The organism is Nocardia sp. NPDC006044 (genome assembly GCF_042871115.1).
Classification (GTDB): Bacteria; Actinomycetota; Actinomycetes; order Mycobacteriales; family Mycobacteriaceae; genus Nocardia.
This window is the reverse complement of record NZ_JBIAID010000001.1, coordinates 3,519,475-3,543,116: the sequence shown is the minus strand read 5'-3', so window position 1 is coordinate 3,543,116 and position 23,642 is coordinate 3,519,475. Positions and strand designations below refer to the sequence as shown.

The 23,642-nt window shown below is 68.1% G+C and carries 19 protein-coding genes; 11 read left to right on the top strand and 8 right to left on the bottom strand.

What is annotated here, in order from left to right; all coding sequences use genetic code 11:
• Positions 1 to 6 precede the first annotated feature (6 nt).
• On the bottom strand, positions 7 to 1,476 hold the full coding sequence (locus ACFYO1_RS16120) for an aldehyde dehydrogenase (protein WP_387231155.1): 1,470 nt from the start codon (positions 1,474 to 1,476) through the stop codon (positions 7 to 9).
• A gap of 300 nt (positions 1,477 to 1,776) precedes the next feature.
• On the opposite strand from ACFYO1_RS16120, the gene ACFYO1_RS16115 reads away from it, so the two are divergent.
• The 10 genes from ACFYO1_RS16115 to ACFYO1_RS16070 all read left to right on the top strand — a co-directional run bounded on the left by ACFYO1_RS16115 (position 1,777) and on the right by ACFYO1_RS16070 (position 11,451).
• Positions 1,777 to 2,979 (top strand): cytochrome P450, encoded by a 1,203-nt coding sequence (locus tag ACFYO1_RS16115; protein WP_387231153.1) that lies wholly within the window; start codon positions 1,777 to 1,779, stop codon positions 2,977 to 2,979.
• Positions 2,979 to 3,755, top strand: a complete 777-nt coding sequence (locus tag ACFYO1_RS16110; protein ID WP_387231151.1) for an SDR family oxidoreductase — start codon at positions 2,979 to 2,981, stop codon at positions 3,753 to 3,755. Before ACFYO1_RS16115 ends, ACFYO1_RS16110 begins: the two co-directional genes overlap by 1 nt.
• Positions 3,752 to 3,958, top strand: a complete 207-nt coding sequence (locus tag ACFYO1_RS16105; RefSeq protein WP_387231149.1) for a ferredoxin — start codon at positions 3,752 to 3,754, stop codon at positions 3,956 to 3,958. The genes ACFYO1_RS16110 and ACFYO1_RS16105 overlap by 4 nt, the downstream gene beginning before the upstream one ends.
• A complete protein-coding gene (locus ACFYO1_RS16100) occupies positions 3,958 to 4,500 on the top strand; it encodes a nuclear transport factor 2 family protein (protein WP_387231147.1) in 543 nt (180 codons plus the stop codon). The genes ACFYO1_RS16105 and ACFYO1_RS16100 overlap by 1 nt, the downstream gene beginning before the upstream one ends.
• The gene (locus ACFYO1_RS16095) at positions 4,494 to 5,747 is read left to right on the top strand and encodes a hypothetical protein (RefSeq protein ID WP_387231145.1); all 1,254 of its coding nucleotides are present in this window, start codon (positions 4,494 to 4,496) and stop codon (positions 5,745 to 5,747) included. The genes ACFYO1_RS16100 and ACFYO1_RS16095 overlap by 7 nt, the downstream gene beginning before the upstream one ends.
• 26 nt (positions 5,748 to 5,773) lie before the next feature.
• Entirely contained in the window at positions 5,774 to 7,378 is a 1,605-nt protein-coding gene (locus tag ACFYO1_RS16090; protein ID WP_387231143.1) for an acyl-CoA synthetase, read from the top strand.
• A gap of 109 nt (positions 7,379 to 7,487) precedes the next feature.
• A complete protein-coding gene (locus ACFYO1_RS16085) occupies positions 7,488 to 9,080 on the top strand; it encodes a succinic semialdehyde dehydrogenase (RefSeq protein WP_387231142.1) in 1,593 nt (530 codons plus the stop codon).
• Between the two features lie 54 nt (positions 9,081 to 9,134).
• Positions 9,135 to 10,361, top strand: coding sequence for a cytochrome P450 (locus tag ACFYO1_RS16080; RefSeq protein WP_387231140.1), 1,227 nt, complete (start codon positions 9,135 to 9,137; stop codon positions 10,359 to 10,361).
• On the top strand, positions 10,358 to 10,843 hold the full coding sequence (locus tag ACFYO1_RS16075; protein WP_387231138.1) for a glutathione peroxidase: 486 nt from the start codon (positions 10,358 to 10,360) through the stop codon (positions 10,841 to 10,843). The genes ACFYO1_RS16080 and ACFYO1_RS16075 overlap by 4 nt, the downstream gene beginning before the upstream one ends.
• Positions 10,844 to 10,932: 89 nt before the next feature.
• The gene (locus ACFYO1_RS16070; protein WP_387231136.1) at positions 10,933 to 11,451 is read left to right on the top strand and encodes a GNAT family N-acetyltransferase; all 519 of its coding nucleotides are present in this window, start codon (positions 10,933 to 10,935) and stop codon (positions 11,449 to 11,451) included.
• 30 nt (positions 11,452 to 11,481) lie between these two features.
• Here ACFYO1_RS16070 and ACFYO1_RS16065 read toward each other — a convergent pair whose 3' ends face one another.
• From ACFYO1_RS16065 to ACFYO1_RS16045, 5 genes are all read right to left on the bottom strand, one after another.
• Positions 11,482 to 11,976 (bottom strand): YfbM family protein, encoded by a 495-nt coding sequence (locus tag ACFYO1_RS16065; protein ID WP_387231134.1) that lies wholly within the window; start codon positions 11,974 to 11,976, stop codon positions 11,482 to 11,484.
• Positions 11,977 to 12,113: 137 nt separating this feature from the next.
• Entirely contained in the window at positions 12,114 to 13,478 is a 1,365-nt protein-coding gene (locus ACFYO1_RS16060; RefSeq protein WP_387231132.1) for an NtaA/DmoA family FMN-dependent monooxygenase, read from the bottom strand.
• A gap of 14 nt (positions 13,479 to 13,492) precedes the next feature.
• Positions 13,493 to 14,530, bottom strand: coding sequence for an LLM class flavin-dependent oxidoreductase (locus ACFYO1_RS16055; RefSeq protein WP_387231130.1), 1,038 nt, complete (start codon positions 14,528 to 14,530; stop codon positions 13,493 to 13,495).
• Positions 14,506 to 15,912: a PLP-dependent cysteine synthase family protein gene (locus ACFYO1_RS16050; RefSeq protein ID WP_387231129.1), complete on the bottom strand. Its 1,407-nt coding sequence runs from the start codon at positions 15,910 to 15,912 to the stop codon at positions 14,506 to 14,508. The genes ACFYO1_RS16055 and ACFYO1_RS16050 overlap by 25 nt, the downstream gene beginning before the upstream one ends.
• A 150-nt stretch (positions 15,913 to 16,062) precedes the next feature.
• The gene (locus ACFYO1_RS16045) at positions 16,063 to 17,514 is read right to left on the bottom strand and encodes an MFS transporter (protein ID WP_387231127.1); all 1,452 of its coding nucleotides are present in this window, start codon (positions 17,512 to 17,514) and stop codon (positions 16,063 to 16,065) included.
• Positions 17,515 to 17,756: 242 nt separating this feature from the next.
• On the opposite strand from ACFYO1_RS16045, the gene car reads away from it, so the two are divergent.
• Positions 17,757 to 21,257, top strand: a complete 3,501-nt coding sequence (gene car, locus ACFYO1_RS16040; protein ID WP_387231125.1) for a carboxylic acid reductase — start codon at positions 17,757 to 17,759, stop codon at positions 21,255 to 21,257.
• A 4-nt stretch (positions 21,258 to 21,261) separates the two neighbouring features.
• Here car and ACFYO1_RS16035 read toward each other — a convergent pair whose 3' ends face one another.
• Both ACFYO1_RS16035 and ACFYO1_RS16030 read right to left on the bottom strand, forming a co-directional pair.
• Positions 21,262 to 22,425 (bottom strand): glycosyltransferase 87 family protein, encoded by a 1,164-nt coding sequence (locus ACFYO1_RS16035; protein WP_387231123.1) that lies wholly within the window; start codon positions 22,423 to 22,425, stop codon positions 21,262 to 21,264.
• Between the two features lie 200 nt (positions 22,426 to 22,625).
• The gene (locus ACFYO1_RS16030) at positions 22,626 to 23,561 is read right to left on the bottom strand and encodes a DUF1295 domain-containing protein (RefSeq protein ID WP_387231121.1); all 936 of its coding nucleotides are present in this window, start codon (positions 23,559 to 23,561) and stop codon (positions 22,626 to 22,628) included.
• Positions 23,562 to 23,642: the final 81 nt, after the last annotated feature.

Genomic DNA, 23,642 nt, shown 5'->3' with positions numbered 1-23,642 from the left:
CTCCTCTTATCCAGCGGTCGCGATCAGCTTGGTTTCCAGGTATTCCTCGAACCCGGCGACGCCCATCTCCCGGCCGATACCGGACTGCTTGTATCCGCCGAACGGCGCGTCGGCGGAATACCAGACGCCGCCGTTGACGCTGAGCGTCCCGGTGCGAACGCCGTTGGTGACGTGGCGGATTCGGTCCGGGTCGGTGCCCCAGACCGACCCGGACAGGCCGTAGGGGGAGTCGTTGGCCAGCCGGATGGCGTCGTCGTCCCCGTCGTAGGGGATGACGACGAGGACCGGGCCGAAGATCTCCTCCTGGGCGACGGTCGCGGTGTTGGGCACATCGGCGATCAGGGTGGGTTCGATGAAGAAGCCCCGCTCCTGGTTCTTCGGGCGGCCGCCGCCGACCACGATGCGCCCGCCTTCCGAGCGGGCGATATCCAGGTAGCGCTCGACGCGGGCGCGCTGCCGCTCGGAGATGAGCGGCCCGCACACCGTGCGCGACTCGGCCGGATTCCCCGGCTGTATCCCGGCCATGGTGGCGGCCGCGGCCTGCACCGCCTCGTCGTAGGCGGCGCGCGGCACGAGCAGCCGGGTGGTGATCGCGCAGCCTTGCCCGGCGTGCACGCACACCGAAAATGCCGCCACCGCACAGGCGGCCGCGATATTCGCGTCGTCGAGCACGATGAACGCCGACTTGCCACCCAGTTCGAGGAACGCCTTCTTGAGTGTCGTTGCGGCGCCGCGCATCACCGCGCGTCCGGTCTGGGTCGAGCCGGTGAAGCTGATCAAGTCGACCAGCGGATGCTCGGTGAGCTGGGCGCCGAGCCCGTGGTCGGCGGAGGTCACGATGTTCACCACGCCGGCCGGGATATCGGTCTGCTCGGCGAGGATCGCGCCGACCGCCGCCGCACACCACGGGGTGTCCGGAGCGGGCTTGAGCACCACCGTGTTTCCGGCCGCCAGCGCGGGACCGAGCTTGGCGAAGGTGATCTGGTGCGGGAAATTCCACGGGGTGATCGCGCCGACCACGCCGACCGGCTCGCGGCGCAGCACCCTGCGCGTCTTGATGCCCATCGGTTGCGCTGTGCCGAGATCGGTTTCCCAGCTGTAGGTTTCGGCCAGCGACGCGGAGTAGGCGAGGTCGGCGACCGGACCCTCCAGCTGCGGGCCGCGGGTGAACATGGCGGGCGCGCCCGCCTCGGCGATGGTCAGCTCGCGGAGTTCCTCGATGTGCGAATGCAGCGCGGTGCGCAGTTGTTCGAGGCAGTGCGCGCGGAAGGCGGGGTCGCGGGACCAGCCGGTCTCGTCGAAGGCGGTGCGGGCGGCGGTGACCGCGGCGTCCAGGTCGGCGGCGTTCGCGTTCGCGGCCTGACCGAGCACCTCCTCGGTCGCCGGATTGATCGTGGCGAAGACGCCGTCCCCGCCCTCGACGAGCTTGCCGCCGATCAGCAGGCGCGCACCGTCGGCGGGCAGAAGGCTGGTCATGCGATTCTCCGATGCTGTCTGGACAGGTGTACGGAATATAGTCTCTCGCGTCGATTTCGGGCAAGAACAGGTTCTAACTCTGTCATTCTGGATGACGAGCCGACGCGTTGTCGCGGAATCTCCCCGGTTCCCGGGCGGGTCTGGGGGTTCGTGCGCAATGGTGTTGATAAACCACCGGAAACATTGTCGGAGGTGGCGGCCGATGGTACCGTCCAGACACATGTCCAGTTATGTGTCTCCGTCCGGTTCGGTCTGCGTGATCGGACGAGAGAACTTGTTCTCGAATGGCGGGTGGTTCCGGTGACGGCCGCGTTGGAGCCTTTGACGTTCGACCCGTACGACTACCGGTTCCACGAGGACCCGTACCCGACCTATCACCGGCTGCGCACCGAGGCGCCGCTCTACTACAACGCGGAGCTGGATTTCTGGGCGCTGTCCCGGCATGCCGACGTGACCAACGGATTCCGGGACAGCGTCAGGTTGTCGAGCGCGAACGGCGTGTCCCTCGATCCGGCCGCCTGGGGTCCGCACGCGCACCGGGTGATGTCGTTCCTGGCCATGGACGATCCGCGGCACCTGCGCATGCGCAGGCTGGTCTTCAAGGGGTTCACGCCGAAGCGGGTGGCCGAAATGCGGGGCCGGATCGAGGAATTGACGCTGTCCTACCTCGAACCCGCCCTCGCCGGCGGAGCGTTCGACTGGATCGGCGAGATCGCGGGCAAGCTGCCGATGGACGTCATCTCCGAGCTGATGGGCGTGCCCGCGAGCGACCGGGCCGAGATCCGCAGGCTCGCCGACCTGGTCGTGCACCGCGACGACGGCGTGCTCGACATCCCGCCGGCGGCGGTCGAGGCCTCGATCAAACTGCTCACCTATTACACCGAGATGGTGGCCGAGCGGAAGCGCACGCCGAGCGCGGATCTGACCTCCGCGCTGCTGGAGGCCGACGTCGACGGCGACACCCTGTCCGACGAGGAGATCATCGGGTTCCTGTTCCTGATGGTGGTCGCGGGCAACGAGACCACCACCAAACTGCTCGGCAACGCGCTGTACTGGGGTGCGCGCAATCCGGGCGAGTACGCCAAGGTGGCGGCGGAACCCGCCCACGTGCCGGACTGGGTGGAGGAAACGCTGCGCTACGACACCTCCAGCCAGGTGATCGCGCGTTCTGCCACTACGGATCTCGACTATCACGGCGGCACCATCCCGGCCGGTGCGAAGGTGCTGCTGCTGATCGGCTCGGCCAACCGCGATCCCGCCGTGTTCGACGACGGCGACAGCTACCGGATCGATCGGGCCGACAAGAGCGGGCTGGCGAGTTTCGGTGCGGGCGTGCACTACTGCCTCGGCGCGCACCTGGCCCGGCTGGAGGCCACGGTCGCGTTGCGCGAGTTCGCGTCCAGGGTGCGGTCCTACGGCGTCGTCGATTCCGGTGTCGTGCGCGTACATTCGTCGAATGTGCGCGGCTTCGCCCAACTCCCGATCGTGGTGGAGGCGAGCTGATGCCCCGATTCGAACCCCATCCGGAGCGCCGCCCGGTGCTCGTGGCCGGAGCGTCGTCCGGCATCGGCGCCGGCACCGCCGTCGCGCTCGCCGAGCTCGGGTATCCGGTCGCGCTCGGCGCGCGCCGGGTCGAGCAGTGCGCGGACCTGGCGGAGAAGATCCGCGCCGACGGTGGCGAGGCCTTCGCGCACCGCCTGGACGTCACCGACGCCGCGTCGATCGACGAATTCGTGGTCGCGGCCGAGAATGCCCTGGGCCCGCTGGAGATTCTGGTCTCCAGCGCCGGGGACATCGAGTTCTCGCCGGTGCACGAGATGGACCCGGAACGGTTCCTCGCGCAGGTCGACGTGCATCTGATCGGTGCGCATCGGCTGGTGCACCGGGTGCTGCCCGGCATGCTCGAGCGGCGGCGCGGCGACATCGTGCTGATCAGTTCGGACTGCGCGCCCGAGCCGCGCCCGCGGACCGGCGCCTACAGCGCCGCCAAGGCAGGTCTGGAGGCGATGGCGCAGCAGATGCGAATGGAACTGGAGGGCACCGGAATTCGTGCCTCGCTGGTGCGCCCGGGGCCGACGCTCACCGGTATGGGCATGAATTCCACGCCGGAGGTCGTCGGGCCGCTGCTGGAGGCGTGGAAGGACTGGGGTTTCGCCCGGCATCCGAACATGTTGCGGCCGAGCGATCTGGCCGCCGCGGTGGTGGCCGTGGTGTCCACCCAGCGCGGTGCGCATCTGGTACTCGTCGAGGTTCAGCCGGAAGCAAAGGTGCGACAGTGAGAGTCATCGCCGATCTGGACCTGTGCCAGGGCCACGCCGTCTGTCAGGACGAGGCGCCGGACGCGTTCCGCGTGCCCAAGCATGGCCAGGTCGAAATCCTGTTGGACACAACGGAATCCGCCCACCGCGCCGACATCGAGCGCGCCATCAAGTATTGCCCGACGCAGGCGCTCTCGCTTGCTCCGACGGAAGGTGGCCGGTGATGGTCGCGCGGGACGAACTGGACGAGATGGTCCGGCGCTGGCGGATCGAGAACCAGCGCTGCGAGGAGAAGGGCGATTGGAAGCCGCTGGCGGAGATGTACACCGAGGACGCCACCTATGGCTGGAACTACGGTCCGGCCCAGGAATTCATGGCCGTCGGCCGGGACGAGATCCGCGACCTGGCCCTCGGTCAGGAGATGCAGGGGCTCGAAGGCTGGACCTATCCGTATCAGGAGTTCGTGATCGACGAACGCAGCGGCACCGTCATCGGCTTCTGGAAACAGGTCTCGGAGGTGAAACGCCCGGACGGGCGGCCGTTTTCGCCCGAGGGCATCGGCGGCAGCTGGTTCCGGTACGGCGGTGACTATCAATGGTCTTGGCAGCGTGACTTCTTCGATTTCGGCAACGTCTCGCACATGTTCCTGGAGATGATCACCGGCAAGGTGTTGCCTGCGGGCATGCAGAAGCGGATCGAACGGGCCAGCGCCGGACCCCTGCCCGGGTGGTACCCGGTCGGCGAAGGCCCGGCCTCGCTGTGGTGAATGCTTTGCCGCAGAGCAACTTCGAGCAGCTGTCCCGGGCACAGCTCGCTACTCTGCTGCCCGAGCTGCTGCTGTGCGGCCATCTGATCGACCGCTCCGGCATGGCGCACACCATCGCGGCGTTGGGCCCGGACGGGATGACCGCCGTCGCCATCGAGGAGTGGCAGCTGGCCAGTCCGATCTACACCCGCCGCATGCAGCGCGCGTTCGGGTTCACCGGCGACGACGTGGTGACCATCTTCAAAGGTTTGCAGCTGGATATCGGCGCGCCACCGCAATTCATGGACTTCCGGTTCCGGGTCGACGACCGCGACCACGGCGAATTCTGGCTCGATCACTGCGGTGCCCTGCTGGACGTGGAGCCGATGGGGGACGACTTCGTGCTCGCGATGTGCCACGACATCGAGGATCCGACCTTCGACGCCACTGCGCTGGCCACCAACCCGCACGCACAGGTCCGGCCGATCCACCGGCCGCCGCGCCGGCCTGCCGATCGAAAGCCGATGTGCGCGTGGACGGTAACCATCGACGCCGCGCACGTACCGCCGCAGGTCCCGCCGAACACCCCCTTGATCGCGGAATCCGCCGCCGCCCGGCTGGTGCTCGCCGACATCGATCCCGCCGACGAGGGGCGATCCGACTACGCGGGCCCGCTACTGAGCGAGCTTCGGTTCGCGGACTTCTCGAAGTCGGCGCTGGTGCGCATGGCCGACGAGGTGTGCCTGCAACACCATCTGCTGACCCTCGGTTTCCTGATCGCACTGGGCGCCCGGCTCGAGCCGGCGGCGGCGCTCGAGCTGTGCCGCAAGCAGTTCGCGGGCATCGCCGGGCTCACCGCCGAACGGCTGCGAAAGGCGCTGAACCTCGGCGACGACGCGGCCGCGCTGGCGACCGTGCTGCGTCTGCATCCGGCCTGGAATCCGCTGCCCTACACCGATGTTCGCGTCACCGATGGCGACCACGTCCGGCTGACCATCGCGCGCGAGTGCGCCGCCCGGTCCGACGGCGCCTGGCCCGCGCTGATCGAGGCAGACCGGCTCGCGCCCATCGATGCGATGGCCCGCGCGGTGAACCCCCGATTCGCCGCGCACACAGTCGATTCCACCGATCGGGCGCTGACCGTGGAGATCGCGCTCGGGGCGACACCGGCGCGCGAGTCGACCGAGGTCGCGCTGACCCGGTTCAGCACCGGCGCCGCCTTCGCCTTCGCCGACCGCGGCATCCCGCTGCCGCTGACGGTGCTGTGAGATCCGTATCGAGAGAGTGAATCGCCGTGGCACGTAACTTCGCCGACCTGTTCGAGCATTCCGTCGACGCGATGCCCGATCGGGTGGCGCTGCTGGCCGGCGACCGCCGCCTGACCTTCGCCGAGGTCGACGCGCGAGCGAATCGGCTGGCCGCGCATCTGACGGCCGCCGGGATCGATGCGGGCGCCCACGTCGGCTTCCAGATGCACAACGGCATCGAGACCATGGAGACGCTGCTCGCCTGCTTCAAAGTCCGCGCCGTGCCGATCAACATCAACTATCGGTACGGGGTCGAGGAACTGCGTTACGTCTACGACAACGCAGACCTGCGGGCGCTGGTCTACCACTCCACTTATGCCACCGCAGTGCACGCGGCCGCGGCGCGGGTCCGCTCGCTGCACCACCGGATCGTGGTGCCCGACGACACCCTCGACAGCGACCCGCCGGTCGACGCCGTGCATTACGAAGACGCGCTCGCGGGCGGCTCCGCCGAGCGCGACTTCCCCGAGCGCAGCGCCGACGATCTGTTCATGATGTACACCGGCGGCACCACCGGCCTGCCCAAAGGCGTGATGTGGCGGCAGGAAGACATGTGGCGGGTGCTCGGCGGCGGCATCGACTTCCACACCGGAGTCCCGGTCGCCGACGAATACGAACAGTCCCGGGCCGGCGCGGAGGGAGCACAGAGCACCTGGTTCGTACTGCCGCCGTTGATCCACGCGGCCGCCATGATGCCGACCTTCGCGGCGCTCTGGTCCGGCAACGCCGTGTTCCTGCAACCGCGGTTCGACCCGAATCTGGTGTGGCAGACGGTTGTCCGGCACCGGCCGCAGGTCATGGTCATCACCGGCGACGCCATGGCGCGGCCGCTGCTCGACGCCTATCGCGCCGCCCCCGTCGACGCGTCCGGACTGCTGGCCATCGGTTCCGGCGCCGCGCTGCTGTCCCAGCCGGTGAAGAACGAACTCCTGGAACTGTTTCCGGCGCTGGTCGTCACCGACTCCATCGGGTCGTCGGAAACCGGTTTCGGCGGAATGGGTTTCGTGCAGAAGGACGACGATCCCGGGCGCGGGCCGCGGGTGCGGATCGGCCGCGGGTCGATCGTGGTCGACGACGACGGACGTCCCGTGCACCCCGGCGAGGAGGGGTGGCTGGCGAAAAGCGGGTCGGTCCCGCTGGGCTACTACAAGGACCCGGTCAAGACCGACAAGCTGTTCAAGACGGTCGACGGCACCCGGATCGTGGTCACCGACGACCGCGCGCGGATCGAGGCGGACGGGTCGGTCACGCTGCTCGGCCGGGGCAACATGGTGGTGAACACCGGCGGCGAGAAGGTGTTCGTCGAAGAGGTCGAGGGCGTGGTCAAGGCGCACGACGGCATCTACGACGCGGTGGTCGTGGGCGTCCCGCACGAACGGTGGGGCTGGCAGGTCGCGGCGGTGGTCTCGGCGGCCGGACCCGTCGATTTCGCGGAGCTGACCGCGCACGTCCGCAAGCACCTGGCCGGCTACAAGGTGCCCAGGCGGATCTGGCAGGCCGAGGTCATCGCGCGCGCCCCCAGCGGCAAGCCGGACTACCGCTGGGCCAAGGACCACACCGCGCGGTACGCGCCGGACTATCAGGCGGACTGAGCGGTGAGACTGCGCGAACGCCCACGGCGGACAATAGGAACATGTTCTAATTCGGTGAGAGTACCGGCCCGATACCTGCGGCGATTCCGCACGTCATGGAGAAGTCCCGATGACCACTGAGACCACCAAGAGCCCGACGGCGACCTTGCCCGCCCGGATCACCGGGGCGCTGATCGACCGGTTGACCGGCCTGGTCGTCGCCGACGGCACCGTCGCACCGTACTCGATGACGGAGGTCTACACCGGCGCCGCGGTCGGTGAACTCCCGCAGTCCAGTCCGGACGACGTCCGCGCCGCGGCCGCGATCGCCCGTGCGGCACAACCGGAATGGGCCGCGCTGCCGGTGCGCCGCCGGCTCGAGGTGTTCGAGCGGATGCACGAGCTGATCCTCACCGAGGTCGAGACCATCGCCGATCTCATCCAGATCGGGTGCGGCAAGACCCGCCGGATGGCCGTCGAGGAGTCGTGCGACGTGCCGATGGTGATCAGTCACTACCTGAAAACCGCACGCCGCGTGCTGCGTTCGCGGCGGCGCGGCGGTGCGATGCCGATCATCAGCAGCTCGACCGAGGAACACCGGCCCAAGGGCCTGGTGGCGGTGATCGCCCCGTGGAACTTCCCGTTCGCCATCGCGCTGTCGGACGCGATGCCCGCGCTGATGGCGGGCAACGGGGTGATTCTCAAGCCGGACAACAAAACCGCGCTGTGCGTCCTGTTCGGCGTCGAACTGCTGCACCGGGCCGGACTGCCGCGCGGACTGGTCCAGGTGGTGTGCGGCGAGGGGCCCGATATCGGCCCGAGCCTGATCGATACCGTCGATTTCGTCATGTTCACCGGCTCGACCGCGACCGGACGGGTGGTCGGCGAGCGGGCCGGGCGCAACCTCATCGGTTGCAGCCTGGAGTTGGGCGGCAAGAATCCGATGCTGGTCCTCGCGGACGCGAACCTGGACGAGGCGGTCGCCGGTGCCGCCTTCGCGGTGTTCGCCAACTCGGGGCAGGCGTGCATGCACATCGAGCGGATCTACGTGCACCGCAGCCGGTTCGACGAGTTCGTGCGCGGCTTGGTGGCCGCCGCCGACGAATTGAACAACAGGATCGGGGCGGCCTACGACTACACCCCGGAGTTCGGTTCGCTGGTCTCGGTGCAGCACCGAGACCGGGTGGCCGAGCATGTCGAGGATGCCCGCGCCAAAGGGGCAACCGTGCTGACCGGCGGCAAGATTCGGCCTGACGTCGGTCCCGCGTTCTACGAGGCCACCGTGCTCACCGGCGTCACCCCGGAGATGACGCACGCGACGCTGGAGACCTTCGGTCCGGTGGTGAGCGTCTACCCGTTCGACGACGAGCCGGAGGCCATCCGGCTCGCCAACGACACCGACTATGGATTGAACGCGAGCGTGTGGAGCCGAGATCTGGCCCGCGCCAACCGCATCGCGGCGCAACTCCAGGCGGGCAATATCAACATCAACGACGGATTCGTGGCGACCTACGCGGCCAAGGCCACCCCGTCCGGCGGGGTGAAGCAGTCCGGCGTCGGCACCCGGCACGGCGATCAGGGGCTGCTCAAGTACACCGACACGGTGAACGTCGGCGTGCTCAAACGGCAAGTGCTGGCGGCGCGTTCGGGCCAGCCGTACGCGAAGCAGGTGAAGACGACGCTGATGTCGCTGCGGCTGATGCGCCGGACGAGGTTGCGCTGAGTTTATTCGCTGCGCCGAGGGGCGCGGTTCGCAGTACCACCTGAGGAGGTAGCCGTGGCGACACCGTCGTTGCCGGCCGGATTCGACTTCACCGATCCGGCGCTGTGGGAGACGCGAAGGCCCGTCGAGGAATTCGCCATGCTGCGCCGGACCGCCCCGGTCTGGTGGCAGCCCCAGGAGGACGATCACTCCGGTGGCTTCCGCGACGGCGGCTACTGGGTGGTGAGCACGCTCGACGACGTCAAGGAGATCTCGCGCAACCCGGAGCTGTTCTCCTCCGAACGCAAGGGCTCGATCATCCGGCCGTCCGACGCCACCACGCCGGAGCAATCGGCCGCGGCGAGCGTGCTGCTGGTGAACATGGACCCGCCGAAGCACTCCAAGTTCCGCAAGATCATCACGAAGGGTTTCACCCCGCGCGCGGTGGAGGGATTACGCGCGGCGTTGACCGAGCGAGCGCATGCCATTGTGCACGAGGCGAAAAAATCGGGCGGCGGCAATTTCGTCGAACAGGTCGCCTGCGAGTTGCCGTTGCAGGCGATCGCCGAGTTGATCGGTGTCCCACAGGAAGACCGGCGCAAGCTGTTCGACTGGTCGAACCAGATGCTGAGCTACGACGACCCGGATTACGGTGATCCCGCGCTCGCCTCGGCCGAAATCCTCGGCTATGCCTGGAACCTGGCCGAGCAGCGGCGCGGCGCCCCGGCGGGGGATATCGTGTCCGAACTCGTGCACGCCGACGTCGACGGCGAGTCGCTCGGCTCCGACGAATTCGGCTTCTTCGTGATCCTGCTTTCGGTGGCGGGCAACGAAACGACACGCAATGCCATCACGCACGGCATGAAAGCATTCGTGGACCACCCCGAACAATGGGAGCTGTACAAAGAACGGCGGCCGCGCACCGCCCCGGACGAGATCGTCCGGTGGGCCACGCCGGTGACCGCGTTCCAGCGCACCGCCACCGCCGACACCGAGATCGGCGGCACGCGGATCCAGCAGGGGGAACGGGTCGGACTGTTCTACGGTTCGGCCAACTTCGACGAGGACGCGTTCGGCGATCCGTTCACCTTCGATATCCTGCGCGATCCGAATCCGCATGTCGGATTCGGCGGCACCGGCGCGCACTACTGCGTCGGCGCGAACCTGGCCCGGCTGGAAATCGACCTCATGTTCAACGCCATCGCCGACGCCATGCCCAAGATCACCGAGGTCGCCGATCCGGTACGGTTGCGGTCGGGGTGGATCAACGGAATCAAGAATTGGCAGGTCCGATACGAATGACTCTTCGAAACGTACCGCTGCGGACGCTGAGCGGTGAACCGGCGACGCTGTCCGAGCTGGTCGGCGACAACGTGGTGCTGCTGGTCAACGTGGCCTCCAAATGTGGGCTGACCCCGCAGTACACCGGGCTGGTCGAATTGCAGAAGTCCTACGGCCCGCGCGGTTTCAGCGTGGTCGGCGTGCCCAGCAATCAGTTCATGGGGCAGGAACCGGGTACGGCCGAGGAAATCCAGGAGTTCTGCTCGACCACCTATGGCGTCGACTTCCCGCTGCTGGAGAAGACCGATGTCAACGGCGAAAACCAGCACCCGCTGTACGAAACCCTGGTCGAGACCGCCGACGCCGACGGCACGGCCGGCGACGTCCAGTGGAACTTCGAGAAGTTCCTGATCGACCGGGACGGAAAGGTGGCCGGGCGTTTCCGCCCCACGGTCACCCCCGACGCGCCCGCGCTCGTGGCAGCCATCGAATCCCTGCTCTGAGTGCACAATTCGAGGCCCGTCCGATCGGACGGGCCTCGAATCATGTCCGGGGCCGCCCATAATCCGTTGCGAGGGTGCACGATCGGCGTATGGGGCAAACGATATTGGAGACCGAGAGACTGACGCTCGTGCCGCTACGCGCCGAGCACACCGACGCCGTCGTCGCGGTGTTCGCGCACCAGAGCATGAGCACCTACATCGATATCGACTTCAGCGTGGCCGACAACGCGCGAAAGATGGTGCAGCGGAGGCTCGCCTACGACGGACCACCGCGGATGGGGCACTGGGCGATCCTGCACGAAGGCGTGGTCGTAGGTCTCGGCCATCTCCGCCCGTCCTGGGAACTTCCAGGCGACCTACCGGAGATCGGCTGGTACCTCAGTCCTGCCTACGGCGGTCGCGGGCTCGCCACCGAGGCCGCCACCGCCATTCTCCGGCACGGCCTCGACGACCTCCGCTTGAACTCCATCTGGGCCCTCGTCCACACCCACAACGAACCCAGCCTCAAACTCGCCGCACGCCTGGGCTTCCTGGCGGTCGGCACCGGCGTCCACTACGGCGCCGAGCACCGCGTCCACGTTGCCCTCCCACAGCCGCACCGCGGGTGAGGGCTCGCGGAGTCCGAGGTGGTCCCGGTTCTACTGGTCCACCGTGAAGATCACGGGGCGAGCGATCCGGGCGGCGCGGGTGAAGAAGGTTCTGATGTCGACGAGATTGGACCAGGTGTAATCGAAATCATCGGCATTGCGTGGGCCGTTGTAGTCATCGGTATCCAGGTCGAAAAAGCGTTCCCGCAAGAATTGTTCGTCGAGCAAGGACAGTGCGCGCGCTACATCGTCGACCTGTCCGGCGGTGAGGTAGCTGACGAAGTAATCGTCTCCCGCGTCGAGGCGGGCACCGCCGAGAACAGCGTGGGACAGGGGATAGGTGCCGCCCGCGGGATCGAGGGTGCCGTCGGACAGGCATCGGTGAATGGCATCCCACGCTTTGTCACAGCTCACCTGGTCGGCCTCGTCGTCCAGCCCTTCCTCGATCTCTTCGATGAGCGCCAGGACCGTGTCGGGACTGTCCGCGTCGAGAAGCGCGTCCGCCTGTTCCGATGTCAAAGCGAAGTGAACGCCTAGCTGTCCCATGCATCTGCCCCTCGAGTCGATTCTCGCAAAAGCATCTCCCGCACTGGGACGTTGCGCCACACATCAGTTCTGGGGGATGCGGCGCCGAGCACCGCGCCCATGTCGCCCTCTCACGGCCGCACGCCGCTGCCGGGGACTCAGCCGCGGTGGGTGAGGGGGTCGCGGAGGCCGAGGTGGTGGCGGAGGGTCGTGCCGGTGTATTCGGTGCGGTAGACGCCTCGCTCCTGGAGTTCGGGCACCAGCCAGTCGACGATCTCGTCCAAGCCGGTGGGGACCAGGTAGGGGGAGATGTTGAAGCCGTCGACCGCGCCTTGACGGACCCAGCGGGCGAGTTCGTCGGCCACCTGAGCGGGCGTGCCGGCGAAACCGGAGCGTTCGGTGGTGGCGATGACTGTCTCACGCAGGGAGAGGTTTCCGGCCTCCGCGCGGGCACGCCATTCGCGGGCGATGGCGTGCGGGTCCTGCCCGTGGCGCGGGGAGCCGCGGGTCTCGGAGATGGGCCGGTGTTCGGGGTCTTCCTTCGGCAGTGGACCGTCGGGGTCGAGGTGGGACAGGTCGCGACCCCACACCTGACCGGCCAGCGATAGCGCGGTCTGGCCGGTGTATTGGCCGTTCTTGACCCAGCGGACCTTCTCCTCGACCTCGGATTCCTTCTCCGCCAGCACGATCTGGGTGCCGGGAAGAATCTTGATGTCGTCCTCCGGGCGGCCCGCCGCGCGCAGGCGGGCGCGGATGTCGTCGGCGAAGGCGAGGGCGTCGTCGAAATGCGTTCCGTGCCTGGAGAAGATCACGTCGGCGTTGGCCGCGGCGAAATCGCGGCCGGTGGGCGAGTCGCCGGCCTGGAAGATGACGGGATGTCCCTGAGCGCTGCGGGGGAGCGTCGGGGTGATCGACACCTGGAAGTGGTCGGTGGATCGTTCGACCGGCGTGACCGCGTCCGTGCTCGCCCACGACGGACTCTGCTGCGAGGTGGCGATGGCGCCGTCGCGCCAGGCATCCCAGATCGCACGGGCGGTGGCGAGGAACTCCCCGGCCCGCTCGTAGCGCAGTGCGTGGTCCAGATACCCGCCGCGACGGAAGTTTTCCCCGGTCCACGCGTTGTCGGTGGTAACGGCGTTCCAGCCCGCCCGGCCGCCGGAGATGAGATCGAGACCGCTCAATCGGCGGGCCAGGTCGGCGGGCTCGTTGTAGGTGGTGTTCTGGGTGGCGACCAGGCCGATGTGCCGGGTGACGCCCGCCAGCGCGGCGAGCTGGGCGATCGCGTCCGGACGGCCCGCGATATCGAGTTCGAGGATCTTGCCGTCCTGCTCGCGCAGCCGCAGCCCCTCGCCGAGGAAGAACGCGTCGAACAGCCCGCGCTCGGCGGTCTGCGCGACCCGGCGGAAGGTTTCGAAGTCGATCTGCGAGCCGCTGGCCGAATCGGACCAGATGGTGGTGTGGTTGACGCCCTGGAAGAAGACGCCGAAATGGACCTGGGCGTCCGGACGGGGATGAGCGGTCATGTGGTTGGCTCCTGTCAGTTCGACGCGGCGTAGCGATTGGCGGGGCGGGCCAGACCGAGGTTGGCGCGCAGCGTGGAACCCGGCACCGGGCGGTGCGCGATGCCGGTGCGCAGCAGGGCGGGCAGGACCTCGCGGGCCAGCACCGGAAGGTCCTCGTCGATGACCGCCGGGTGCAGGCGCACGCCGTCGAGATGGGCGCTGAGGTGGGTCAGCAGGTCGACCAGCGCGGCGGCGGATCCGGAGAACGCCAGCCGGGCAGGGGAATTGGAGGGTGCGGCGCCGAGCCGTTCGACGGCGGACGCGCCGGGGGTGTCCAAAGTGACGTCGATCTCGGCGAACGCCAGACCGGGGCGGGCCTGCTCGGCCGATTCGATGGCGGCGGCGACCGAGTCTGCCGCGACGAGCCGGACGTCGACATCGCCGGCGGCGCCGAACACCACCGGTTGTCCCTGGGGCGGGCGGGGCACGATGGCCGGTCCCTTCACCGAGTAGCTCTCGCCGCGAAAGTCGATGTAGTGCAGCCTGTTCCGGTCCAGGAACCGTCCGTTGGGGTAGTCGCGGATCACCGCGTCGTCGTCCCACGAGTCCCACAGGCGCCGGGCGACCTCGATGGCATCGTCCTGCTCCTTGGCGAGTTCGTCGGCGGGGACCTGCGTGCGTCCCCAGGTGGCGGCGGCCCGCGGGTCGTCGATCGGTTCGGCGATCCACCCGGCCCGGCCGCGTGCGGCGTAGTCGAGCGTCGCGATCTGCGAGGACGTGTGGAACGGTTCGGCGTAGCTGGTGGCGACCGTGGGCACCAGGCCGATGGTGCTGGTGGTCGCGGCGACGAACGACGCGCGGGTCACCGCGTCGACGCGGCCGGCGACGGATTCCGGCGGCAGGATGGAGTCGGCGAAGGTGACCAGGGTGAAGCCCGCGTTCTCCGCCGTGGCGACCCGGGTGCGCAGGGTGTCGCCGGTGAGCAGGCGGTCCGGCGCGTGCGCGGCGCGCCGCCACGCCTCGGGGTGGAAGCCTTCGCCGTCGAGTTCTATGCCGAGCGCGAAAACGCCCATGCGACACCTTCTTCCGTGCGATCGAGGATTGCGGTGAGGACGCCGTTGTCGGCGAGCAGGACCGGCCGGGTGTCGCCGGCCAGTCGTTCGGCGGCGGCCCTGCGGGATTCGCGGACGCCGACGACGAGCAGTGGGGGATCGAGGTGTGCGGTGACCGGATCGCCGTGCGGTGCGGCGGTCAGCGTGGAATGCGCCGCGGAGCCGAGGATCTCGGCCACCACGACCTCGGCCGATCCGGGCCGATCCAGCACGACCGGCAGCGCCGTTGCCGCGCCGAGTATTTCGAGCGCCTCGGCGACCGACGCCGTCGACGGAACGAATTCGACCGGGCCGGACAAGCTCTGGCCCGCTCCGACGGGGTCCGCGGCGCCGACCTCGAACCCGAGCCGGCCGACCCATTCCTCGTCGAAATACTTACTCAGATAAGCCCGCCCGGAATCGGGCACGATCACCACTACTAGGTCCGTCGGTGACAGCCCGGCGGCCACCCGCAGGGCCGCCGCCACGGAGACACCGGCCGACCCGCCGACGAGCAGCCCTTCCTCGCGCGCCAACCGCGCGATCACCGCGAAAGCCTCTGCGTCACTTACCCGTTCGACCCGGGACACGACGTCCCGGTGATATGACCGCGGCCATTCGTCCACGACGGTCTCCGGATGCCGGAAGTGCCCGACCGCCTCGACGTAGTAGGCACGCCCGTCTCCGCCGCCGTACACCGAATGCTCCGGGTCCGCCCCGATGACCTGAACGCGGCCGTCCGACACCTCGCCGAGATAGCGTCCCGCGCCGCTGACTGTCCCGCCGGTCCCGATCCCCGCCACGAAATGCGTGACGCGCCCACCGGTCTGCGCCCAGACCTCCGGTCCGGTCGTGCGGTAGTGCGCCTCGGGATTCGCCGGATTGTCGTACTGACCGGCCAGCCACCCACCGGGTATCTCGGCGGCGAGCCGGGTCGCGAGATTGCGCACATGCTCGGGGTGATGCGTGGGCCGGCCGCCGGGTGTCACCCGGACATCCGCGCCGAGCGCGCGCAGAATCGCGATCTTCTCCCGGCTTGTCTTGTCCGGCACCACAACCACGGTCCGATAGCCGAGCGCGGCGCCGACCAGCGCCAGCCCGATCCCGGTATTGCCCGATGTCCCTTCGACAATCGTGCCGCCGGGCCGCAGCTCCCCGCCGGCCTCGGCCGCGCGCACCATCGCCAACGCGATCCGATCCTTCACGCTGCCACCGGGATTGGTGAATTCGAGCTTCGCGTACACCGCCGCGCCCCCGGCCGCGGGCACCCGATTCAACCGAACCAGCGGCGTCTGCCCGATCGCGTCGGCGACGGACTCGAAGATCTGCGGCGCACCGACGAGACCGGCTCGCCCCACTGGCATTTCGACACCTCTCTGTCCGGCGGGCGAAGCAGCCCTGCTCGAGCATGCGGTCCGCCGCGAGCGAGCGCGACGGTTTGCGTCGTGCTGATTCGAAGCCGGTTCGCACAGCACGAATCCCGGGCCCACCGCGGACCCGGGATTCGTGTGGTGCTACCGCGCGGCGCGAGCCGAGAGACCGGCCGCGACCAGCACCGTCACCCCCTCGGCAATGGCCGTGCCGCCGAGCGCGTGCGCCGCGGACAGTGCCGTGCTGCCGGCCAGACCGAGGAACAGCGTGCCGAACGACGCGATGCCGACCACGATGCCGAGCTGCACGTTGGTCACCAGGATCCCGCTGGCGTCCGCCGCCAGGCTCATCGGCACCTTGGCCAGCGTCCGCGTCATCAGGGGGCTGAACGCGAACCCGTTGCCCGCACCGCACAGCCCGAGCAGTACCAGGACCAGCGGGCCGACCTCGGCGCCGTTGCGCAGCAACAGGCCCACGGTCACCATGCTCGCCGCGGCCAGCACGAGGCCGAGCGGAATCATCGTGGCGTGGAAGCGATGTGGGACGCGCTCCCAGTTCAGGCCGGTGACGGCGAAGGCCAAACCCATCGGGATGAACAGCAGGCCCGCGTGCAGCGCGCTGTAACCGAGCGTGCTCTGCAGGTGGATGGCCATCACGAACATCCAGCCGCCGAAGGTCGCCATCACCACGAACAGGGTCGCCGCGGCGAGCAGCAGTCCCGGCGCGGCCAGCACCCGGTGCGAGAACAACGGCTCGCCGTCGCGGGCCGCGACGGCCCGCTCGATCCCGACGAACGCCGCGAACGCGATCACGCACGCGCCGAGCGAGATCCACGACCACAGCGGCCAATCCAGCTCGCGGCCGAGCACCAGCGGCAGTACCAGTGCCAGCACCGCCGCGGTGAGCACGGTCAGACCGGCCAGGTCGAGCTTGCGATCGAACCGCTGGGTCACCGTCGGCAGCACCCGCGGCGCGACCACCAGCAGCACCAGGCCGATCGGCACGTTGACCAGGAACACGCCGCGCCAGCCGCTGCCCCACACGTCGGCGCTGACGATGAGCCCGCCGAGCACCTGCCCGGCGACCATGCCGCCGGAGATGATCGCGGAATACACGCTCAGCGCCTTGGCCCGGGCATTGCCGGTGAAATTGCGCTGAATGAGGGTCATGATCTGCGGCACCATCGCCGCCGCGCCCACGCCCTGGGCGAAGCGGAACACGATGAGCGACGTTTCGTTCCACGCCAGCCCGCACACCAGCGAGGCGAGCGTGAACAGCGCCAGGCCGGCGATGAACATCCGCCGCTGACTGAATCGGTCGCCGAGCCGGGCCCCGGTGACCAGCAGGACGGCGTAGGCGATCACATATCCGGCCACGATCAGCTGCAAAGCGGCGCCGGAGGTGTGCAGGGAACTGCGAATCGAGGGAATCGCGACATTGACGATGGAGGCGTCGAGCACGGCCATGAATTGACCGGTGAGAATCACGGCGAGAATGGCCAGGGTGCGCCGCGCACCGTACGCGGCGGGTGGTGCGGCCGGGGGCGCGGCAACCGGCTCTGCGGCTGCCGAATCCGGCGACAAGATCTGCGTCATGCACTGATCTTGCGGGCTGCGCGACACCAGTAACAGGAGCCCAATAAAACGGGTATCGGCAACACCTGGATAAGCGCGCGCTTCGCGAGGAATGTCCGCTCTGCGGCATATTATTCCGGTGAGATGTGGCGGAGACCACCTGATTCGCCGCCGGGACGCCGCCTATCCCGAAATACTTAGTCAGGCTAACCTGTTTCGAAGAGATAAGGCGTTTCCAACTTTCTCAGCGAGGGAGATCTGCCATGGCGGTTGGTTCACGCGACGAGCGACTACAGCGCCGAATCGCGCAATTGTTCGCCGACGACGAGCAGGTGAAGGCCGCGCGGCCGATCGAGGCGGTGGCCGCGGCCATGCGGGAACCCGGCAGGCGGATGAGCGAGGTCGTCGCCACGGCGATGGCCGGCTACGCCGATCGTCCCGCGGTCGGTCAGCGGGCGTTCGAGGTGGTCGCCGACGATACGACCGGCGCCACGTCGGTGCGGTTACTGCCCAGGTTCGAGACCATCACCTACGGCGAGCTGTGGCGGCGGGCCGGCGCGGTCGCGACGGCCTGGCAGGGAGATCCCGAAAAGCCTTTGCGTTCGGGCGATTTCATCGCGCTGCTCGGCTTCACCAGCACCGACTATCTGACGCTCGACCTCGCCATCCTGCACATGGGCGCGGTCACCGTGCCGTTGCAGGCGAGCGCGGCGGTCTCCCAGCTGACCTCGATCCTCACCGAGACCGAGCCGCGGCTGCTCGCCTCGACGCCGGAACATCTCGACGCGGCCGTCGACTGCCTGCTCGCGGGCACCTCGCCGGAGTGGCTGGTGGTGTTCGACTACCACCCCGCGGACGATGCGCAGCGTGCGGCGGTCGAAGGGGCCCGTCGTCGCCTGGCCGACGCGGGCAGCTCGGTGACCGTCGAAACGCTCGACGACGTGCTCGAACGGGGCAGCGCGCTGCCGCAGGCGCCGCTGTTCGTCCCCGATCCCGACGACGACCCGATCGCCCTGCTCATCTACACCTCGGGCAGCACGGGCACGCCGAAGGGCGCGATCTACACCGAGCGGTTGGCGCGGGCGGGCTGGCAGGGGCTGGCCACCGGCGTGGGCATCAACCTGAACTACATGCCGATGAGCCACATCGCCGGCCGCCTGTCCTTGATCGGCGTGCTGGCCCGCGGCGGCACCGCGTACTTCGCGGCCAAGAGCGATATGTCGACGCTGTTCGAGGACTTCGCGCTGGTGCGGCCCACCGAGGCCTTCTTCGTTCCGCGGGTGTGCGACATGATCTTTCAGCGCTACCGCAGCGAGATGGACCGGCGCTCCGGGGCCGGCGTCGACCCGGACGTGCTCGACGAAGAGGTGAAAACCGAACTGCGGCAAGACTATCTGGGCGGACGGCTGCTCGGCGCGATCGTCGGCAGCGCGCCGCTGTCGGCGCAGATGCGGGCGTTCATGGAGTCCGTGCTCGACGTGCAACTGCACGACGGATACGGCTCCACCGAGGCGGGTGCGGGCATCCTGATGGACAACCGGATCCAGCGCGCGCTGGTCACCGATTACAAGCTGGTCGACGTGCCGGAACTCGGCTATTTCCGCACCGATCAGCCGTATCCGCGCGGTGAGTTCCTGGTGAAGGCCAAGACTCAGATCCCCGGGTATTACAAGCGCCCCGACATCACCGCCGAGATCTTCGACGAGGACGGCTTCTACCGGACCGGCGACATCGTGGCCGAACTCGGGCCGGACGAGCTGGTGTACGTCGATCGCCGCAACAATGTGCTCAAGCTGTCCCAGGGTGAGTTCGTGACCGTCGCCAATCTGGAGGCGGTCTACGCGACCAGCCCGCTCATCCGGCAGATCTACATCTACGGCAGCAGCGAACGGTCCTACCTGGTCGCGGTGATCGTGCCCACCGAGGCCGCGCTGCGCGACAACGACATCGACGCCTTGAAATCCGCACTGGCCGAATCGATTCAGCAGCTGGCCAAGGCCGCCGACCTCCAGTCCTACGAGATTCCGCGCGAATTCCTGATCGAGACCGAGCCGTTCACCATAGAGAACGGGCTGCTTTCCGGCATCTCGAAGTTGTTGCGCCCCAAGCTGAAGGAACGCTACGGGGAGCGTCTCGAGCAGATCTACGCCGATCACGCGGCGCGGCAGAGCGACGAAATGCTGGAGCTGCGACGCGAAGCCGCGTCCCGTCCGGTGCTCGACACGGTCGCCCACGCGGCGCGCGTCCTGCTCGGCATCGCGTCCGCCGATCAGGACGCGCACTTCACCGATCTCGGGGGCGATTCCCTGTCGGCCCTGTCGTTTTCGAACCTGCTCAACGAGACGTTCGGAGTGGAGGTGCCGGTCGGGGTCATCATCAGCCGGGCGAACAACCTCCGGGAGATCGCGAAATACATCGAGGACGAACGGGATTCGGGCGCGAAGCGGCCCACGGTCACCTCGGTGCACGGCAGCGGAACGGAGATCCGCGCCGCCGACCTCACCCTGGACAAGTTCATCGATGCGCGAACCCTGGCCGCCGCCACCACGATTCCGTCCGCGCCGGTGCCCGCGCGGACGGTTCTGCTGACCGGCGCGAACGGCTACCTCGGGCGTTTCCTCGGCCTGGAATGGCTGGAGCGGCTGGACCGGACCGGCGGCAAGCTGATCTGCCTCGTGCGGGGCAGCGACGTTGCCGCGGCCCGCGCACGCTTGGACGCGGCGTTCGACAGCGGTGACCCGGAACTCGTTGCGCACTACCAGGATTTGGCCGCCCGGAGGCTCGAGGTGCTGGCCGGCGACATCGGTGACCCGGATCTCGGCCTGGACGACGCGACCTGGCAGCGGCTCGCCGAGACGGTCGACCTGATCGTCCACCCGGCCGCGCTGGTCAATCACGTGCTCCCGTACGGCCAGCTGTTCGGCCCGAACGTGGTCGGGACCGCCGAGATCATTCGCCTGGCCATCACCGCGCGGCGCAAGCCGGTCACCTACCTGTCGACCGTCGGAGTGGCGGATCAGATCGATCCGGCGGTGTTCGAGGAGGACAGCGACATTCGCGAGATGAGCGCGGTCCGCGCCGCGCGGGACGGGTACGCCAACGGCTACGGCAACAGCAAGTGGGCCGGTGAGGTACTGCTGCGCGAGGCGCACGACCTGTGCGGGCTACCGGTCGCGGTCTTCCGTTCGGACATGATCCTGGCCGATCGGCGCTACGCCGGGCAACTCAACGTTCCCGACGTCTTCACCCGGCTGATCCTGAGCATCGCCGCCACCGGCATCGCGCCGTACTCGTTCTACACCACCGACGCCGACGGCAAACGTCAGCGGGCCCACTACGACGGGCTGCCCGCCGATTTCACCGCGGAGGCGATCACCACGCTCGGCGTCCAGGCCACCGCGGGTTTCCAGACCTACGACGCCTGGAATCCGCACGACGACGGCATCTCGCTGGACGAATTCGTCGACTGGATGATCGAGTCCGGCCGCCCCATCCAGCGGATCACCGACTACGCCGACTGGTTCGCGCGGTTCGAAACGGCCATCCGTGCCCTGCCGGAGAAGCAACGTCAGGCGTCGGTGCTGCCGCTGCTCGACGCGTACCGGCGCCAGCGCACGCCGATCCGCGGCTCGCTCCTGCCCGCCAAGAAGTTCCAGGCGGCGGTGCAGGCCGCGGGGATCGGGCCGGACAAGGACATTCCGCACCTGACGGAGGCACTGATCGACAAGTACCTCACCGATCTGCAATTGCTCCAACTGCTCTGAGCGGTTACGCCGTCGCGTGGACCTCGTCGGCGACTTCGAGGCCCGCGCGGCGGCGGAACAGGACGACGGTCGCGCCGATCAGGACGATGGCGTAGACGATGACGAAGCTGTTGATCAGCAGTTGCGCGCCCGGCCACCACGGCGGGAACAGGAACAGGCCGACGACTACATAGTTGGGGTCGTATTCCCAGGTCCATGCGCCGATCGAGACGAAAAGCGTTGCGGCGACCAGCCACCAGGCCCATCGGGATTGCGCTCGGTGCACCAGGTAGACGAACAGCGGGACGAACCAGACCCAGTGGTGGTCCCAGGAGAACGGGGATACCGCGCAGGCGGTGAGGCCGGCCAGGGTTACCGCGAGCAATCGTTCGCCGTGGCGGAAGAGGCCGACGGTGATCGCGAGGCTCACCAGGGTGACGGTGCCAGCGATGAGCAGCCACAGCCAGACCGGTGCCGGGTGGCGGGTGAGGTGGGCGATGACGCCGCGGATGGATTGGTTGGACGGGTGCATGTCGTCGGCGATCCGGTTGGACTGGAAGAAGGTCGAGGTCCAGTACTGCCGGGAGTCGGCAGGAAGCACGATCCAGGCCAAGACGATCGAGGCGACGAACGCGCCCACCGCGGTGAGGGCCGAGCGCCATTGGCGCAGAGCGAGGAATTGCACGACGAAGTAGGCCGGGACGAGTTTGATGCCCGCGGCGATGCCGACGCCGATGCCGCGCAGCGTGCTCCGATCGGTGCGGGAGAAGTCCCACAGCACCAGCAGCATCAGCATCAGGTTGATCTGACCGTAGAACAGCGTGGTGCGGACCGGTTCGATGAACGCGAGGGTGATCGCCAGCAGGGCACTGATGGCGGCGAGTTGGCGGTTGATCCGGTATCCGAGGATGCGCCAGCTCAGCAGCACACAGCCGAACAGCACCAGCAGGTTCAGGATCAGCCAGGTGTCGGCGACCCACCGCCACGGAATTGCGACGATGGGGATGAAGGCGATGGTCGAGAACGGCGTGTAGGTGTACAGGAGCCCAGCAATGGTCGGCTCGGTGTAGAGCGGCAGTCCGTGCAGGATGCGCCAGGCGCCGTCCCGATATACATGCACGTCCAGCCCGCCGTCCAGGATGCCTGCCCGGTCCAGCCACGGGTCGACCGTGGTGAACAGCAGGATCACCGCCAGAGCGGCACTCGCGGCCAGTATGAAAAGTGTTGGGCCCGTGCGTGGAAATTCCAGCATCCGGGACTTGGGCACAAGTGATCAACTTACCGAATAACTCGAGCAGGAGCACGCCCCGAACTCCCTGGGGGCGGGGCGGTGCTCGAATTGTTATCGCTACCAGGGGATTTGTCGGGTGTGCGACATGCCACGCCGACCTATACGCGGGCCGGCCCGGGGAAGAACCGGTTGGTGCGCACCCGGTAGTCGCGGTAGTCCGGGCGCTTCTGCACGCTGTAGTACTCGGCGGGGACGGCGCCGGTGTAGAAGACCAGGCACCAGTACATGGTGAGCGAGCATCCGAGCAATCCGATGACCAGCCAGGTCGCCGTGTACGCGTTCGTCCGGCCGAGATGGTCGACGAGTTCGGGTAGGCACATGATCGCCACCGCGTTCCACTGCATCCATTGGAAGAAGTAGTTCGGGTGCCGGCTGTACTTCCACAGCCCGGCATCGCAGCTGCGTTTGACGCCTTCGCGTTTCGCGGCCGCGCCGAATCGCAGCTTCTGCATGTCCGCGGTCGATTCCAGAATCCAGGAGCAGGCCCAGATCACCAGTCCGACGATGGTGAGCACGCCGAAGGCCGGGTTGTCGGTGGAGACGGCCAGCGCGGCGGGCACCGCGAGCACCGTGCAGTTCGCCCAGCCCTGCACCAGTACTTCGGCGACCAGGTCGACGCGTTCGCTGCCGAGCGAGGTACGCCGCCAGCGCAATCGCTGGAACCGATACCGGGGCAGTTCCTTGTCGAATTCGCCGGTGCGCCAGAGGGCTACCGCGGCGAGCCCCATCCGAGCCCCGACGACCAGGTAGAAGCAGGCGATCGCGCCGGTGAACAGCGAGAAGTCGCCGAAAGCCAGTACTTCCACGCCCAGTACGACCAGACCCCACGGCCAAGCGAGGTCGACGTAGCTCATACGGCGGGTGCGCCACGCCGGAACACACGCGACGGCGATGAACAACACCAGCTGCGCCACCGCGTTGACGATCGCGAAGACGCGGATGTTCTCGTCGACCAGCAGCGCGATGAACAACGGGATGCAGACCAGCGAGGAAAGGAACCGCCGGATGGTTTGTCGGGTCGGGATGTCGGCCACTGAGCCTCCTGGTTCGGGTGCAACAGAGGCTATTCCAAGTCGATCGACTTAACAAGTCGATCGACAGGTTTTGCTATGCTG

Coding starts and splice junctions, on each gene's coding strand:
- ACFYO1_RS16120 (WP_387231155.1), bottom strand. CDS start 1,476: ATGACCAGCCTTCTGCCCGCCGACGGTGCGCGCCTGCTGATCGGCGGC.
- ACFYO1_RS16110 (WP_387231151.1), top strand. CDS start 2,979: ATGCCCCGATTCGAACCCCATCCGGAGCGCCGCCCGGTGCTCGTGGCC.
- ACFYO1_RS16100 (WP_387231147.1), top strand. CDS start 3,958: ATGGTCGCGCGGGACGAACTGGACGAGATGGTCCGGCGCTGGCGGATC.
- ACFYO1_RS16085 (WP_387231142.1), top strand. CDS start 7,488: ATGACCACTGAGACCACCAAGAGCCCGACGGCGACCTTGCCCGCCCGG.
- ACFYO1_RS16075 (WP_387231138.1), top strand. CDS start 10,358: ATGACTCTTCGAAACGTACCGCTGCGGACGCTGAGCGGTGAACCGGCG.
- ACFYO1_RS16070 (WP_387231136.1), top strand. CDS start 10,933: ATGGGGCAAACGATATTGGAGACCGAGAGACTGACGCTCGTGCCGCTA.
- ACFYO1_RS16065 (WP_387231134.1), bottom strand. CDS start 11,976: ATGGGACAGCTAGGCGTTCACTTCGCTTTGACATCGGAACAGGCGGAC.
- ACFYO1_RS16060 (WP_387231132.1), bottom strand. CDS start 13,478: ATGACCGCTCATCCCCGTCCGGACGCCCAGGTCCATTTCGGCGTCTTC.
- ACFYO1_RS16055 (WP_387231130.1), bottom strand. CDS start 14,530: ATGGGCGTTTTCGCGCTCGGCATAGAACTCGACGGCGAAGGCTTCCAC.
- ACFYO1_RS16050 (WP_387231129.1), bottom strand. CDS start 15,912: ATGCCAGTGGGGCGAGCCGGTCTCGTCGGTGCGCCGCAGATCTTCGAG.
- ACFYO1_RS16045 (WP_387231127.1), bottom strand. CDS start 17,514: ATGACGCAGATCTTGTCGCCGGATTCGGCAGCCGCAGAGCCGGTTGCC.
- car (WP_387231125.1), top strand. CDS start 17,757: ATGGCGGTTGGTTCACGCGACGAGCGACTACAGCGCCGAATCGCGCAA.